Origin of the sequence: Dokdonia sp. LLG6352-1 (assembly GCF_045055815.1) — a bacterium.
Lineage (GTDB): Bacteria > Bacteroidota > Bacteroidia > Flavobacteriales > Flavobacteriaceae > Dokdonia > Dokdonia donghaensis.
Map to the genome: position 1 here is coordinate 375,781 of NZ_CP159329.1, position 14,299 is coordinate 390,079.

At 38.8% G+C, this 14,299-nt stretch carries 14 protein-coding genes; 11 read left to right on the forward strand and 3 right to left on the reverse strand.

Features of this window, described 5'->3' with window-relative positions; translation table 11 throughout:
* The first annotated feature begins 1 nt into the window (after position 1).
* The 4 genes from ABVM49_RS01740 to ABVM49_RS01755 all read left to right on the forward strand — a co-directional run bounded on the left by ABVM49_RS01740 (position 2) and on the right by ABVM49_RS01755 (position 2,352).
* The gene (locus tag ABVM49_RS01740; protein WP_405202761.1) at positions 2-916 is read left to right on the forward strand and encodes a TIGR01777 family oxidoreductase; all 915 of its coding nucleotides are present in this window, start codon (positions 2-4) and stop codon (positions 914-916) included.
* Between the two features lie 5 nt (positions 917-921).
* Complete coding sequence (locus ABVM49_RS01745; protein ID WP_405202763.1) at positions 922-1,398, forward strand: SRPBCC family protein; 477 nt, start codon at positions 922-924, stop codon at positions 1,396-1,398.
* Between the two features lie 69 nt (positions 1,399-1,467).
* Entirely contained in the window at positions 1,468-2,019 is a 552-nt protein-coding gene (locus ABVM49_RS01750) for a sigma-70 family RNA polymerase sigma factor (protein ID WP_405202764.1), read from the forward strand.
* 81 nt (positions 2,020-2,100) lie between these two features.
* Positions 2,101-2,352, forward strand: a complete 252-nt coding sequence (locus ABVM49_RS01755; RefSeq protein ID WP_375252430.1) for a hypothetical protein — start codon at positions 2,101-2,103, stop codon at positions 2,350-2,352.
* Here ABVM49_RS01755 and ABVM49_RS01760 read toward each other — a convergent pair.
* Positions 2,333-3,184: a hypothetical protein gene (locus tag ABVM49_RS01760; RefSeq protein WP_405202765.1), complete on the reverse strand. Its 852-nt coding sequence runs from the start codon at positions 3,182-3,184 to the stop codon at positions 2,333-2,335. The genes ABVM49_RS01755 and ABVM49_RS01760 overlap by 20 nt on opposite strands.
* 130 nt (positions 3,185-3,314) lie before the next feature.
* Between ABVM49_RS01760 and gcvP the strand changes: the two genes are divergently transcribed.
* The 7 genes from gcvP to ABVM49_RS01795 all read left to right on the forward strand — a co-directional run bounded on the left by gcvP (position 3,315) and on the right by ABVM49_RS01795 (position 11,635).
* The gene (gene gcvP, locus ABVM49_RS01765) at positions 3,315-6,164 is read left to right on the forward strand and encodes an aminomethyl-transferring glycine dehydrogenase (protein WP_405202766.1); all 2,850 of its coding nucleotides are present in this window, start codon (positions 3,315-3,317) and stop codon (positions 6,162-6,164) included.
* Positions 6,165-6,416: 252 nt separating this feature from the next.
* Positions 6,417-7,475 (forward strand): 3-oxoacyl-ACP synthase III family protein, encoded by a 1,059-nt coding sequence (locus ABVM49_RS01770; protein WP_405202767.1) that lies wholly within the window; start codon positions 6,417-6,419, stop codon positions 7,473-7,475.
* Positions 7,476-7,530: 55 nt separating this feature from the next.
* Positions 7,531-8,052, forward strand: a complete 522-nt coding sequence (locus ABVM49_RS01775; protein WP_405202768.1) for a methyltransferase — start codon at positions 7,531-7,533, stop codon at positions 8,050-8,052.
* Between the two features lies 1 nt (position 8,053).
* Positions 8,054-8,905, forward strand: coding sequence for a glycosyltransferase family 2 protein (locus ABVM49_RS01780; RefSeq protein WP_405202769.1), 852 nt, complete (start codon positions 8,054-8,056; stop codon positions 8,903-8,905).
* A gap of 64 nt (positions 8,906-8,969) precedes the next feature.
* The gene (locus ABVM49_RS01785; RefSeq protein ID WP_405202770.1) at positions 8,970-10,061 is read left to right on the forward strand and encodes an alkaline phosphatase; all 1,092 of its coding nucleotides are present in this window, start codon (positions 8,970-8,972) and stop codon (positions 10,059-10,061) included.
* A gap of 74 nt (positions 10,062-10,135) precedes the next feature.
* On the forward strand, positions 10,136-10,873 hold the full coding sequence (locus ABVM49_RS01790) for an ABC transporter permease (protein ID WP_038599464.1): 738 nt from the start codon (positions 10,136-10,138) through the stop codon (positions 10,871-10,873).
* Positions 10,874-11,635: an ABC transporter ATP-binding protein gene (locus ABVM49_RS01795; RefSeq protein ID WP_375252423.1), complete on the forward strand. Its 762-nt coding sequence runs from the start codon at positions 10,874-10,876 to the stop codon at positions 11,633-11,635.
* An 88-nt stretch (positions 11,636-11,723) separates the two neighbouring features.
* Here ABVM49_RS01795 and ABVM49_RS01800 read toward each other — a convergent pair whose 3' ends face one another.
* Both ABVM49_RS01800 and ABVM49_RS01805 read right to left on the reverse strand, forming a co-directional pair.
* Positions 11,724-13,214 carry a DUF389 domain-containing protein gene (locus ABVM49_RS01800; protein WP_405202772.1) on the reverse strand — a complete coding sequence of 497 codons (1,491 nt, stop codon included), beginning with the start codon at positions 13,212-13,214 and terminating at the stop codon, positions 11,724-11,726.
* Positions 13,214-14,299, reverse strand: a complete 1,086-nt coding sequence (locus ABVM49_RS01805) for a mannose-1-phosphate guanylyltransferase (protein WP_405202773.1) — start codon at positions 14,297-14,299, stop codon at positions 13,214-13,216. The genes ABVM49_RS01800 and ABVM49_RS01805 overlap by 1 nt, the downstream gene beginning before the upstream one ends.

The following is a 14,299-nucleotide window of genomic DNA, read 5'->3' on the forward strand; positions in this document are numbered from 1 at the left end:
AATGATGAAAAAATTAATAATCGCTGGCGGTAGTGGCTTTTTAGGCAGTATACTTATTAACCACTTTCAAAATCAATTTGAGGAAATAGTTTTGCTTTCGCGAAAGCAAAAAGCATCTTCTCACAATGTTCGTACAGTACTGTGGGATGCAAAAAATATAGCAGGATGGAAAAACGAATTTGAAGATACAGATGTTGTCATAAATATGGCTGGTAGATCTGTAGACTGTCGTTATCACAAAAAGAACAGAGACGCAATTTTAAACTCACGAGTAGACACGACAACCATTATAGGTAAGGCTATCTCTCAGTGCAGCAATCCGCCACAGGTGTGGCTTAACTCATCTACAGCTACTATATACAGACACTCGCTAGAAACACCTATGACAGAGGTAAATGGTGAGGTAGGCACTGGCTTTTCTGTAGAAGTTGCAAAGGCGTGGGAGCAAGCTTTTTTTGACAGCGATACTCCACTTACTCGCAAAGTTGCGCTACGCACTTCTATCGTTTTAGGGAAGGATGGAGGAGCACTACAACCTATCAAAAAAATAACTCAGTTAGATCTAGGTGGCAAACAAGGCGATGGTAAACAAAAATTCAGCTGGGTACATCAAGATGACTTTGTGCGAAGCTTAGACTTTTTAATTAAAAACGATATTTTAAAAGGGCCATTTAATATAGTCTCCCCTATGGTCACAACTAATAGCGAACTTATGAGGTATATGAGATCTGTTTTGAAAGTTCCCTTTGGTCTGCCTGCGTCAAAACCACTTTTAGAGATAGGAGCTTTTATCATTAGAACAGAAACCGAATTACTTCTTAAAAGCAGGTATGTGATACCAGAACGGTTAATAAAAGCTGGATTTACGTTTACACACCCAGAATTAAAGAAAGCACTATATAACTTACTAGCTTAATAACTATGAGCACCATACAACTTGAAACCATAATTAATGCTCCGGTAGCGGCTGTTTTTAAACTATCGCTCAACATAGACTTTCATATGCAGTCTATGGATCAATCGCAAGAAAAAGCGATAGCAGGTGTAACTTCTGGTTGTATTAAAAAGGGTGAAACAGTTACCTGGCGAGGAAAACATTTCGGCCTCTGGTTAACGTACGCGAGTCTTATTACAGAGTACGAACCCTATACAACCTTTGTAGATGAAATGATTAAAGGTAGGTTTAAATCTTTCCACCACAAGCACATTTTCATAGACCAGAATGGTAGCACTAAAATGCAGGATATCATTACTTATAAAACTCCATATGGTCTTGCTGGAGACTTTTTTGATAAAACAATCCTCTATAATTATTTAACTCGTCTTATTAAGAAAAGGAACGCGCATCTCAAATACACACTAGAAAACGGTGGAGATTCCGCTTTCGCGAAAGCGTAAAAATACTGTTCAAAAGAAAAATTTTATATTTAGCTGTTATTTACATCCTACAAATGCGACCTTTACTTTATGGCAACTAATCAAATAGACCCAACAAAGTGGGTAGATCAATATTCTGACTACCTCTTTAATTATACGATTGCCCGTGTAAATGATCGCGAAGTGGCACAAGATCTTATTTCCGAAACATTTCTTGCAGGATTAAAATCTATGAAGAATTTTAAGGGTGAGGCGACAGAGCGCACCTGGCTCATCTCGATCTTAAAACGTAAAATTATAGATCATTATCGTAAGAGCAACTCTAAAAAGGGTAAGGCAGAAGTACGTATAAATTATAAGGATGAAGAAAGTGAAGGCGACTGGCTAGAAGAACGCGTAGCAGACCCCTTTGATAAAACAGCTGAAGATAGCATACAAAACGTAGAGCTAGGCGAGGCAATCTTTAATTGCTTAGGTAAACTACCAGAAAAACAAGCCCGTATTTTTAAGATGAAAACTATAGATGACTTTGATACTGAAGCCATTTGTAATGAATTTGATATTACTCCGTCTAATTTTTGGGTGATCATACACAGAGCCCGAACGGCTATGGCAAATTGTATGGAAAAAGACTGGCTATAACCCCAAGCTGAATAAAAAAATCGTAATCAATATGATTACATAGTTAAAAAGAAACCCTCTCAAGGGTCTAAATTTTAAGAAATGAAATTAAAAACAGAATGTCACGAGGCTAACCACATTTGCGACAAGAACCAGTATAAAGAGGCTACTTTTTTGGAAAAGGTGCGTCTCAATATACACCTTATTTACTGCCGTGCTTGTAGAAAATACTCTATGAGAAATTCTAAACTCACGAAGGCTGTAAATAATCCTACTGTGCAAACGGTAAGTACCTCTGAAAAAGAGGTTATGAAACAACGCCTCCAAGAACAGCTTAATAGCTCAAATAGTTAATCACAAGTACAAGCCACAGCCATAATAATGGTATTCCTTCTACCCAAAAGGAAGAAAAGTACATTGTAGCCGCAGAGCGTTTTTGTGATAGGTAGATACAAATACTAGTTACCATCATAATAAACAGCTGACTTAAAAAGGTATCAAGATTAAATTCATCTTTAAAGAATTCTAATATACAGCATAATAAAAGCCAGGTCACTCCAATGATTTTGGCTTTTTTTACACCCACTACTTGAGGCAAAGTTTTGAGAGCTAGATTATCAAAAACCATATCTCGTATTTCAAAAGGGATCATAAGCGCTAGCACAAATAATAAGCGCTGTACACATATAACACCTACATCCCAAGTAATAGTTCCATCTTGCAAGACCGGCAAGATTACGGTAACCCCACTCCACACGACACCTATTATAAAAATCTTGAGACCAGCTACACTACGCAAATTTCCTTTTACTTGTGAAGCTGTGTTTTTTGGCATAAAAAAAGGGATAGCATACAGCAGCGTCACAAGCCCCAGTATGCCACAGGCAACCCACACCTCTAGTGACATAAATAAGGAAGTTACCAGCATACCTACTCCACATATAACCGAATATATCTGGATTGTTTTTAGGGATTGTGCTAGACTACGGTGATGTAAACCAGCTATTTCGGCATATTTAACAAAATTATATCCCGTCACTGTGCTAAAAAACAAAAAACTTAGCACCATAAAATTAACGTTTATGTCTAATGATAAATAGGTAATCCAACCTAGTGCTACAACAGATAAACTCACGTGAGTACTACTATTTATATAAAAATCAAAAAGACGTTTTATGCGCTGCATTAGACAAAAGTACTACAACTGTTAATAAGCCACCTATATGGTTGAAAACATTAGTACTCCCATTGTGAATTATGTACTAAAAATCGGTTTCATTGCATTATTTTTGTGCATCCTTAAATAAATCAATACGATGAATACAGATTCGTTTGCATTACGCCACATAGGCCCACGTAGAAGTGATCTCCCAGAGATGCTTAAAACCGTAGGAGTTGAGACTATGGAACAACTCATTTTTGAGACCATTCCAGATAACATCAGACTCGACAATCCATTATCATTAGATCCAGCCATAAGTGAGCACGAGTTTGCTGCTCACATTACTGCACTTTCTAACAAAAACAAAGTATACAGATCATTTATAGGTCTAGGGTATAATCAAGCGATTACTCCTGCAGTAATTCAACGTAATATTTTAGAAAATCCGGGATGGTATACGGCATACACGCCGTACCAAGCAGAGATTGCACAAGGAAGACTTGAAGCTTTGCTCAACTACCAGACTATGATTACAGACCTTACGGGTATGGAGCTTGCAAATGCTTCCCTGCTTGATGAGGCAACAGCCGCTGCAGAGGCTATGGCACTTCTATTTTCTGTACGTAGTCGTGCACAAAAGAAGGAAGGTGTACACAAGTTTTTTGTGTCTGAAGAGATATTACCACAAACGCTGTCATTACTACAAACACGCTCTACTCCTATAGGAATAGAACTTGTAGTAGGTAAGCACGAAGACTTTGACTTTTCTAGTGAATACTTTGGGGCTATTTTACAATACCCAGGAGTATCTGGAAAAGTATATGATTATGCTGCCTTTGTAGAAAAAGCAAATGCTGCCGAAATTAAAGTAGCCGTCGCTGCAGATATATTAAGCCTTGTAAAACTACGTGCTCCAGGCGAGTTTGGAGTAGATGTGGTGGTAGGTACCACACAACGTTTTGGTATTCCGCTAGGGTACGGAGGTCCTCACGCCGCATACTTTGCAACTAAGGAAGCTTATAAGAGAAGTATCCCGGGCCGTATCATCGGTGTGACAAAAGACACAGATGGTAAGCGTGCTCTACGTATGGCACTTCAAACACGCGAGCAACACATCAAACGCGATAAAGCAACGTCAAACATTTGTACCGCACAAGTACTACTTGCAGTTATGGCAGGTATGTACGGTGTTTATCACGGTCCAGAAGGATTAAAAAATATAGCAAATAAAGTACACAATACTGCGGCAACTGTAGCAGATGCACTTGAAAAATTAGGATTATATCAAGTAAACGAGAGTTACTTTGACACTATCCAGATTAAGGCAGATGCTGCAAAGGTAGCTGCAGTGGCTCAAGAGATGGAGATTAACTTCCACTATCCAGATGCAGAGACAGTGGCCATATCTATACACGAGGCAACAACACTTCAAGATGTAAATGATATTATTTCCGCTTTCGCGAAAGCGTACTCAAAAGAAACAATCACAGTAACAGAAATCGCCGAAGGAAATGCGATACCTGAAGCAGTAGCACGTGAGACATCATTTTTAACGCTTCCAGTCTTTAACACATACCACTCTGAAACAGAGTTAATGCGTTACATCAAAAAACTTGAGCGTAAAGATTTATCATTAAATCACTCAATGATCTCTTTAGGGTCTTGTACGATGAAGCTTAACGCTGCTTCTGAAATGCTACCACTTTCTGATCCGCAGTGGGGGAATATGCACCCATTTGCACCATTAGACCAAGCAGAAGGGTACCAGACAATGCTTAAAAAACTAGAAGATCAACTTACCGAAATCACTGGTTTTGCAGGCACTTCATTACAACCTAACTCTGGTGCACAAGGTGAGTATGCAGGTCTTATGGTTATAAGAGCATACCACGAGTCTCGTGGAGACAGCCATAGAAACATTTGCCTCATTCCATCTTCTGCACACGGAACAAATCCTGCAAGTGCAGTAATGGCAGGTATGAAAGTAGTGGTAACTAAAGCGCTAGAAAATGGAAACATTGATGTAGACGACTTACGTGAGAAGGCTGAGAAGCATAAGGACAATCTTGCCGCACTTATGATTACATATCCATCTACACACGGTGTTTATGAGAGTGCTGTAAAAGAAATCACGCAACTCATACACGATAACGGTGGCCAGGTATATATGGATGGTGCAAATATGAATGCACAAGTTGCCCTTACTAACCCAGGTGCGATAGGTGCAGATGTGTGTCACCTTAACCTACATAAGACCTTTGCTATTCCTCACGGAGGCGGTGGTCCAGGAGTAGGACCTATTTGTGTTGCAAAGCAACTAGTTCCATTTTTACCATCTAACCCTGTAATTACAACCGGAGGAGATAAAGCTATTACAGCCATAAGTGCTGCTCCTTGGGGGTCTGCTCTAGCTTGCTTAATATCTTATGCATATATCACTATGCTAGGTGAACCAGGACTACGTCACTCTACTGAGTATGCAATCCTTAATGCAAACTATATTAAGGAAAGACTAGATGGTGCTTACCAGTGTCTTTATGTAGGAGAACGCGGTCGCGCAGCTCACGAAATGATTATAGACTGCCGCCCGTTTAAAGCAAAAGGTATCGAAGTGACAGATATTGCAAAGCGACTTATGGATTATGGTTTTCACGCACCTACAGTATCATTTCCGGTTGCAGGAACTATTATGATAGAGCCTACAGAAAGTGAAAGCAGAGAAGAGCTAGATCGTTTTTGTGATGCGATGTTATCAATAAGAAAAGAGATAGAAACAGCTACGGCAGATGAGCCTAATCATATTATGAAAAATGCTCCTCACACCCTAGCAATGCTCACAGCAGATACTTGGGACTTTACATACAGTAGAGAGCAAGCAGCATACCCACTAAGCTACGTTGCCGAAAATAAATTCTGGCCTACCGTACGCCGTGTAGATGATGCATATGGTGACCGTAATTTAATATGTACGTGTGCGCCTATAGAAGAATATATGGAGGCCTAACCCTCCTATCTAATCTATTAATGAAATGGTCTAAAGCGTATGCTTTAGACCATTTATATTATAAGAAAAAGTATAAAACATTATTTAAAATTAACAATATATCAATGATAGTGTAAGTGCGTATCATAACTCGCTTTAAATGGCGTTTAATAGGTTGAAAATTATAGATTTCATAAAATAAGTCAGATTAACAAAGCCTCACCGCTATCCCGATACATTTTAGTAACTTTACCAGATTACAAAACACCCTTTATGGCAATTAAAATTACAGGTTTAGGCAGTTTTATACCTGATGTGATTCAAAAAAACGACCAGTTCCAAAATCATACATTTTTGAATATGGACGGCTCTGCAATAACTTCAGAAAATGGAATTATTATAGAAAAATTTAAAGCCATTACAGGAATTGAAGAGCGACGTTACGCACCTAGCGAGATGAACTCTTCAGACTTAGGTTCAAAAGCTGCAGAGCGTGCGATTAAAGATGCAGGAATAGATCCAGAAACACTAGACTATATCATCTGTGCTCACAATTATGGTGATGTACAAAAGGGTTCAAATTTTAGTGATATTGTACCTAGTCTTGCATCACGTATAAAACACAACTTACGTATTCAAAACCCTAAATGTGTGGCTTATGATATCCTCTTTGGCTGCCCAGGATGGATTGAAGGTGTTATACAAGCTCAAGCATTTATTAAGGCTGGTATGGCAAAAAAATGTCTGGTTATAGGTACAGAGATGTTATCTCGAGTGGTAGATGATCACGATCGTGATAGTATGATTTATAGTGATGGCGCTGGGGCTAGTGTCATAGAAGAAGATGACAGCGATACAGGTATACTTGCTTTTGAGACGGCTACATTTACCTATGATGAGGCTTACTTCCTCTTTAATGGCTCTTCATATAACGCAGAGGCAAACCAAGACACAAAATACATCAAGATGTACGGTCGCAAGATCTACAACTTTGCCCTTACACAAGTCCCTCAAGCTATGAAGTCTTGTTTAGAAAAAAGCGGATGTAGCATAGACGAGGTAAAGAAAATATTTATCCATCAGGCAAATGAGAAAATGGACGAGGCTATCGTGAGTCGTTTTTACAAACTGCACGATTTAGAAATGCCAGAGCACATTATGCCTATGAGTATAAATAAACTAGGTAACAGCTCAGTTGCTACAGTACCTACCGTTTTTGACCTTGTACGTCAAGGCGCGTTAGAAAATCACGAGATTAACAAAGGTGATGTTGTTATTTTTGCAAGTGTAGGTGCGGGGATGAATATCAATGCGATGATTTATCGTTACTAGACAACCTTTACTTTTGTAAATAAATTATCAAGCATAACCATTTAATCAATTATTCTTGTACGAAAACACGTTTCCAAACAAGCGCTATAAGCACACGCTACATTTTTTAAAAGATGTGGTAAGCACAGACCAGAGCATACTTGACTTGGGCGTGCGCAATCCCTTTGTAGCATATATGGAGCGTGAAGGTTACAACGTACAAAACACAACTGGCGAAGACCTAGATCTAGACACCACCGCTGTAAAAAATGCAGATGCAGAGGTCGTTACGGCATTTGAAATTTTTGAACATCTACTCTCTCCTTTTACCGTATTGCAAGACATAAAAGCAAATAAGATAGTGGCGAGCGTGCCTCTCAAATTATGGTTCTCTCCAGCCTACAGATCTAAAACAGATATGTGGGACAGACATTATCACGAGTTTGAAGACTGGCAGTTTGACTGGTTATTTGAAAAGGCTGGATGGGAGATACAAAAGCGTGAGAAGTTTACTAATCCCGTAAAAAAGCTAGGCTTCCGCCCCTTGCTACGTCTCTTTACGCCTCGATATTATTTGATTTACGCCACTCGCAAGTAAGATGGATTTTTATATTGTCATCCCTTGTCACAATGAGTCGGCTTTTATTGGTCAGACGCTTGCATCTTTGGTAGCGCAAACGCATCTTCCTAAAAAAGTGGTAGTCGTAAATGACCAAAGCACAGATAATAGTGCCGAGATTGTTTCCGCTTTCGCGAAAGCGCACTCATACATACACCTACTCAACATCACAAGTAGCGACAAGCATCTACCAGGAAGCAAAGTCATAAACGCTTTTTATAAAGGTTTTGAAAGCCTAGACGATGAGTATGATGTGATTTGCAAGTATGATGCAGATCTCATTTTTCCGCCTAACTACATAGAAAAGGTAAATAATGCTTTTACAGAAAACAACGCTATTGGAATGGCAGGCGGTTTCTGTTACATTGAAAAAGACGGAAAATGGCAGCTAGAAAACCTTACTAATGAAGATCATATAAGAGGTGCACTCAAGGCATACCGCAAAGCTTGTTTTAAAGATATAGGCGGTATAAAGAAAGCTATGGGATGGGATACTATAGATGAGCTACTCGCAAAATATCATAAATGGGAGATTCACACAGATGATACTCTGCACGTAAAACATCTTAAACCTACCGGAAATACCTATAATAAAAGTGCACAATACAAACAAGGCGAAGCGTTTTATGGTATGCGCTATGGCCTTATACTCACACTCATAGCATCTACCAAGCTCGCTAAAAGAAAAGGTAATATAAAATTGCTCAAAGACTATATAAGTGGCTATCTTAAAGCAAAAGCTGCAAAAAAAGAATACCTCGTGACTCCACAGGAGGGTGCTTTTATAAGAACTACCCGCTGGGCTGGTATAAGAAAAAAGCTAGGGCTCTAATTCTTAACTTTTTCTTTAAAACAGTACCGTAGACATTAACTACATTTACAAAAATTGACTCATAATGAAGTTTACCTCTTTTACACAATATCTATCTCTTTGCCTTATTGGGCTTACTATTTCTTGCGCCTCTGTAAAGACCACAGCACAAAACAAAAAACCAAAAAATGTTATCCTTATGATAGCAGACGGAACTGGTTTAAGTCAGATCTCTTCAAGTCAGTTTTACAACTCACAGCCGTCTAACTATGACAGATTTAAACACATAGGGCTTATTAAAACTTCATCTGCCAGTGACCTTATAACAGACTCTGCAGCTGGAGCAACAGCATTTTCTGCAGGAGTAAAAACATATAATGGAGCTATAGGTGTAAATACAGATACCATAGCTGTACCTACTATACTTGAAGACCTGGAGAAAAGAAATTTTGCAACTGGTGTTATTGCCACCTCAACGATTACACACGCGACGCCTGCAAGTTTTTATGCACACCAGAAATATAGAAAAATGGAACTTGAGATTGCTCAAGATCTTGTCTCATCTGGTGTAGACTTTTTTGCCGGTGGAGGACGTAAGTTTTTTGAAAACAGAGAAGATGGCAATAATCTTGTTGCTGCCCTAGAAGGTTCTGGATATGAGATGTACTTAGATCGTCTTGACCCTTTACTTAAAATGAAAGCCTCAAAAAAATACGGCTTTTTACTTGCAGACTCAGGAATGCCTAAAGTACTAGAAGGCAGAGGTTCTTTTCTTTATGATGCTACAAAACTGGGAATAAAAAGACTCTCAAAAAACAAAGAAGGTTTTTTCTTAATGGTAGAAGGCTCTCAAGTAGATTGGGGTGGACATAATAACGATGGAGAATATCTAGTAAGCGAGCTTATAGATTTTGATACTGTAATAGGTCAAGTACTTGACTATGCCGTAAAAGATGGAAATACACTTGTAGTCGTAACTGCAGACCACGAGACGGGAGGTTTTACCCTCGCATCTGATGAGGGAGACTATAATAAAATAAACCCTTCATTTTCTACTGGTGGTCACAGTGCTACTATGGTACCTGTTTTTGCTTATGGCCCGGGCGCTGCAGAGTTTATGGGTATTTATGAAAATACCGCAATTTACACTAAGATTAAAGCTCTTATAAAAGAGTAGGTATTCATAAAGGTATCTTAAATACTATTTTAACATACTGATAAATCCCTACTTTAGCTTTCTAAATTACTTCAATGTCATACCTACACTCTATAGGAGCGTACTTTATAATGATCAAAGACACCTTTGTAAAACCTACAAAAGGTAAGGTATTGAGCGATCTTATTTTTAAAGAAATAGACGACCTTATTATAGGCTCTCTAGGTATTGTAGCATTTATATCTTTCTTTGTGGGAGGTGTAGTTGCTATACAGACAGCGCTTAACCTTAATAATCCTCTTATCCCAAAGTCACTTATAGGGTTTGCAGCAAGACAGTCTGTTATACTAGAATTTGCACCTACATTTATCTCTATTATTATGGCAGGTAAGGTAGGGTCTTTTATTACATCTAGTATAGGTACAATGCGTGTAACAGAACAGATAGATGCCCTAGAGGTTATGGGTATCAACTCTCTTAACTACCTCATATTTCCTAAAATCGTTGCAATGCTTGTATATCCATTTGTGATTGCAATAGCAATGTTCTTAGGCATCATAGGCGCATATACTGCTGCAGTTTACGGAGGCTTTACCTCAAATGATGCCTTTTTATCTGGGCTACAAGAAGACTTTATACCATTCCAATTATTTTATGCCTTTTTCAAGACATTCCTTTTTGCCTTTTTACTAGCAACCATACCCTCATATCACGGGTATTTTATGAGAGGAGGAGCACTAGAGGTAGGTAAGGCCAGTACAACATCCTTTGTGTGGACTAGTGTTGCAATTATCCTTGTAAACTTTATAGTAACTCAATTATTACTAAGCTAGATGATAGAGGTAAAAAACATACGCAAAGGTTTTGGAGATGTTGAGGTTCTCAAGGGATTCTCTACCACATTTAAACCAGGTCAAACTAACCTAATCATTGGTCAGTCTGGATCTGGAAAAACGGTTTTCTTAAAAACAATGTTAGGTCTTCACAAGCCAGATAGCGGTCAGATCATTTATGACGGTAATGCATACTCAGATCTTAATGAAGAGCAGCAACGTGACCTGAGAGAGCAAATAGGAATGGTTTTTCAAGGGAGTGCCCTCTTTGACTCTATGACGGTAGAAGAGAACATCGCTTTCCCGCTCAAGATGTTTACCAAAATGAAAAAAAAGGAACGCATCGCCAGAGCAAATGAAGTGATACAGCGTGTAAATCTCGAAAATGCAAACCATAAACTTCCCTCAGAAATTTCTGGAGGAATGCAAAAACGTGTTGCCATAGCCCGTGCTATTGTAAACAACCCTAAGTATCTTTTTTGTGATGAGCCCAACTCTGGTCTTGATCCAAATACGGCAACGGTAATAGATAATCTCATACGTGAGATTACTATAGAATATGATATTACCACAATCATAAACACCCACGATATGAACTCTGTAATGGAGATAGGTGATCACATTGTATATTTACAAAAAGGCCATCTCGCTTGGGAAGGAACGCGTCACGAGATTTTTAAAACAGATAATAAAGATGTGACAAACTTTGTCTATTCTTCTAACCTGTTTAAAATGGTGAGAGAAGCTCAAAACGCAAAGTAAGAAAGGTTTTAATTGCGCTTTCGCGAAAGCGTAATCAAAATACTAATAGCACAACTGTCTCAGTAATGGAGAAGAGCCACACTTTCCGTTACTTTCTTACCTCAACATTACCACTTACCACAACAGTATCTAGCGTAAAACGTTCTTTAATCCAGAGACCCATTTTTTGTTCTTGTCTTGATCTTACCTCTTGAGATAAACTATCTGCCCACATCACACGCACGACGGTGAGTGTATCTATAGCGCCACTAAAGTCTGTAGTAATCTCAGTCGCATACCCAAAACGCTTGAGCCCATCATAATTAATCTTAGCCTCATTGCGCATAGATGCAAATGGCAAAGCAGTACTTCTAAGTTGTGTCACCTCATTTTCTAGCAATCTTATTTGCTCATCTTTTGAGCTCATTGCTTCTTGATTTTTTACATATAGATCTTCTAAGATTCCAGAACGCACCTCTGTACTTAATCTAGCGGCTAGCTCTCCGCTTTGATCTGCACCTTGATGTACTACGAGCGTACAGTTCTCACAGTCCTCTGTTTTTTTAAATTCATCTTCCCACCTATCTATAATATTTTGAGGCACTAGACTCCCTATAAGGTAGACATCTATTCGTTTTTTCTCGGCGTCATCAGTTTCTTTTACAATCTCTGCACCTTCATACTTAATCGTATTCGTCACAAAAGCTTTTGCTTTTGCGATAAAAATTTGCTGATTGAGCAGTCTTAAGAAAGTCCATACACTAGGTACTAAAACAAGTACCGCTATGAGCGTAGCAATACGTGTTGTACGTTTCCTTCTTTTTTGATTTGCATATTTTACAAGCGGGAATTTGAGAAGCTTTGATACTGTAAATGTTGCTAGTGCTATAAATACAGCATTTATAGAGAACAAATACATCGCCCCAAGCGCCCAGTAAAGCCCCTCACTGTTACCTATAATAGATTGTGACAATCCATACCCTACAGTACATAAAGGCGGCATAAGTGCCGTTGCAATCGCTACACCAAAAATAACACTGGCAATTGTACCAGACTTAGTCTTTGCTACAATAAGTGCAAGACCACCAAAGATGGCTATAAATACATCAAGTATAGTAGGCCAGGTACGAGCCATAAGCTCTGGAGTTTCTTCCTTTACTGGTGATAAACTAAAATATAGCGTTGCCGTGAGCACACTAAGTACAATCATAACGGCAAGGTTTACAAACGAGCGCTTCATCATAAGCGCATCGTTTATAGCGATAGAAAGTCCTACACCCACAATAGGTCCCATAAGCGGACTTATAAGCATCGCTCCTATCACTACTGCCGTACTACTCACGTTAAGACCTATACTCGCCACAAAAATGGAAAATATAAGAATCCACGCGTTGTGCCCTTTAAAAGGGATATCCTTACGTATCGCCTCTACCGTAGTAGAGCGATCTGTGTCTTCTCGTATATCAAGAAGATCGTTTAAAAATTGCTTTATAGACTCCCAGACACTCTGCGCCTCATCGCGCATATCTTCTTTAGGATTTATATCTAACTCGCTAGGCTTTGGGTCAGGATTTGCCCCTATATTATCTTTATTTTCCACTATCCTAAATTATTACCAAATTTTGATTGTACCTCATTACGAATCTCCTTGATGTCTTGCTCCTTACTTTTTGGCACAATAACGAGAACATCTTCTTTTTCGACGATAATGTAGTCTTTAAGTCCGTCTACAACTACCACTTTATCACTAGCCGTTCTTATAATATTCCCCGATGTGTTTGTTGCAATCACACGTGCATTTACTACGGCATCTTCACCAGAATCGCCTTGCATTTTATCATATAGTGACCCCCAAGTACCTAAATCATTCCAGTCAAAAGTAGCTGGGACAACTTTTACATTTTGATGTTTTTCCATCACGCCAAAATCTATACTTATATTTTCTGCCTTTGGATACTCTTCATCTATAAAGGCTTGCTCCTCTGGCAAGTTATAAACAGCATTCCCCTTGTTAAATAACGTATACATCTCTGGTAAAAACTCTTTAAAACTATTTACCACAGTTTCTACACTCCAGATAAACATTCCGGCATTCCAGAGGTATTCTCCGCTGGCTACAAATTCTTTGGCAGTAGGGTAATCTGGCTTTTCTGTAAAACGTTTTACCGCTTTCGCGAAAGCGTTATCACTCTTATCATAATTTATATAACCGTACCCCGTATTAGGAAAAGTGGGCTGTATACCTAAAGTTACAATAGCCTCTTCCTTCTCTGCCGCATCAAAGGCTTTTTGTAAATCACCTACAAAGGCATCTTCATCCTCAATCCAGGCATCGCTAGGTGCTACAATCATCACCGCATCTGGGTTTTCCTTTTCTACCTTAAGTGCCGAAAGTAAAATACAAGGAGCCGTGTTACGCATTGCAGACTCTAGCACAATATTTTTTTGTGCGATTTTTGGTAATTGCTCTTTTACGAGATCGTTATAATCTACATTAGTAAGCACAAGTATTTGCTCTTCTGGAACAAGCTTTGAAAGACGCTTAAACGTTTTTTGTAATAAAGTTTCTCCCGTACCTAGCATATCGTGAAACTGCTTTGGGAAAGCTTGCGTACTTACAGGCCAAAACCTAGAACCTACACCTCCTGCCATAAGAAGGGCATAATAGTTTTTATTGTCTTTCAT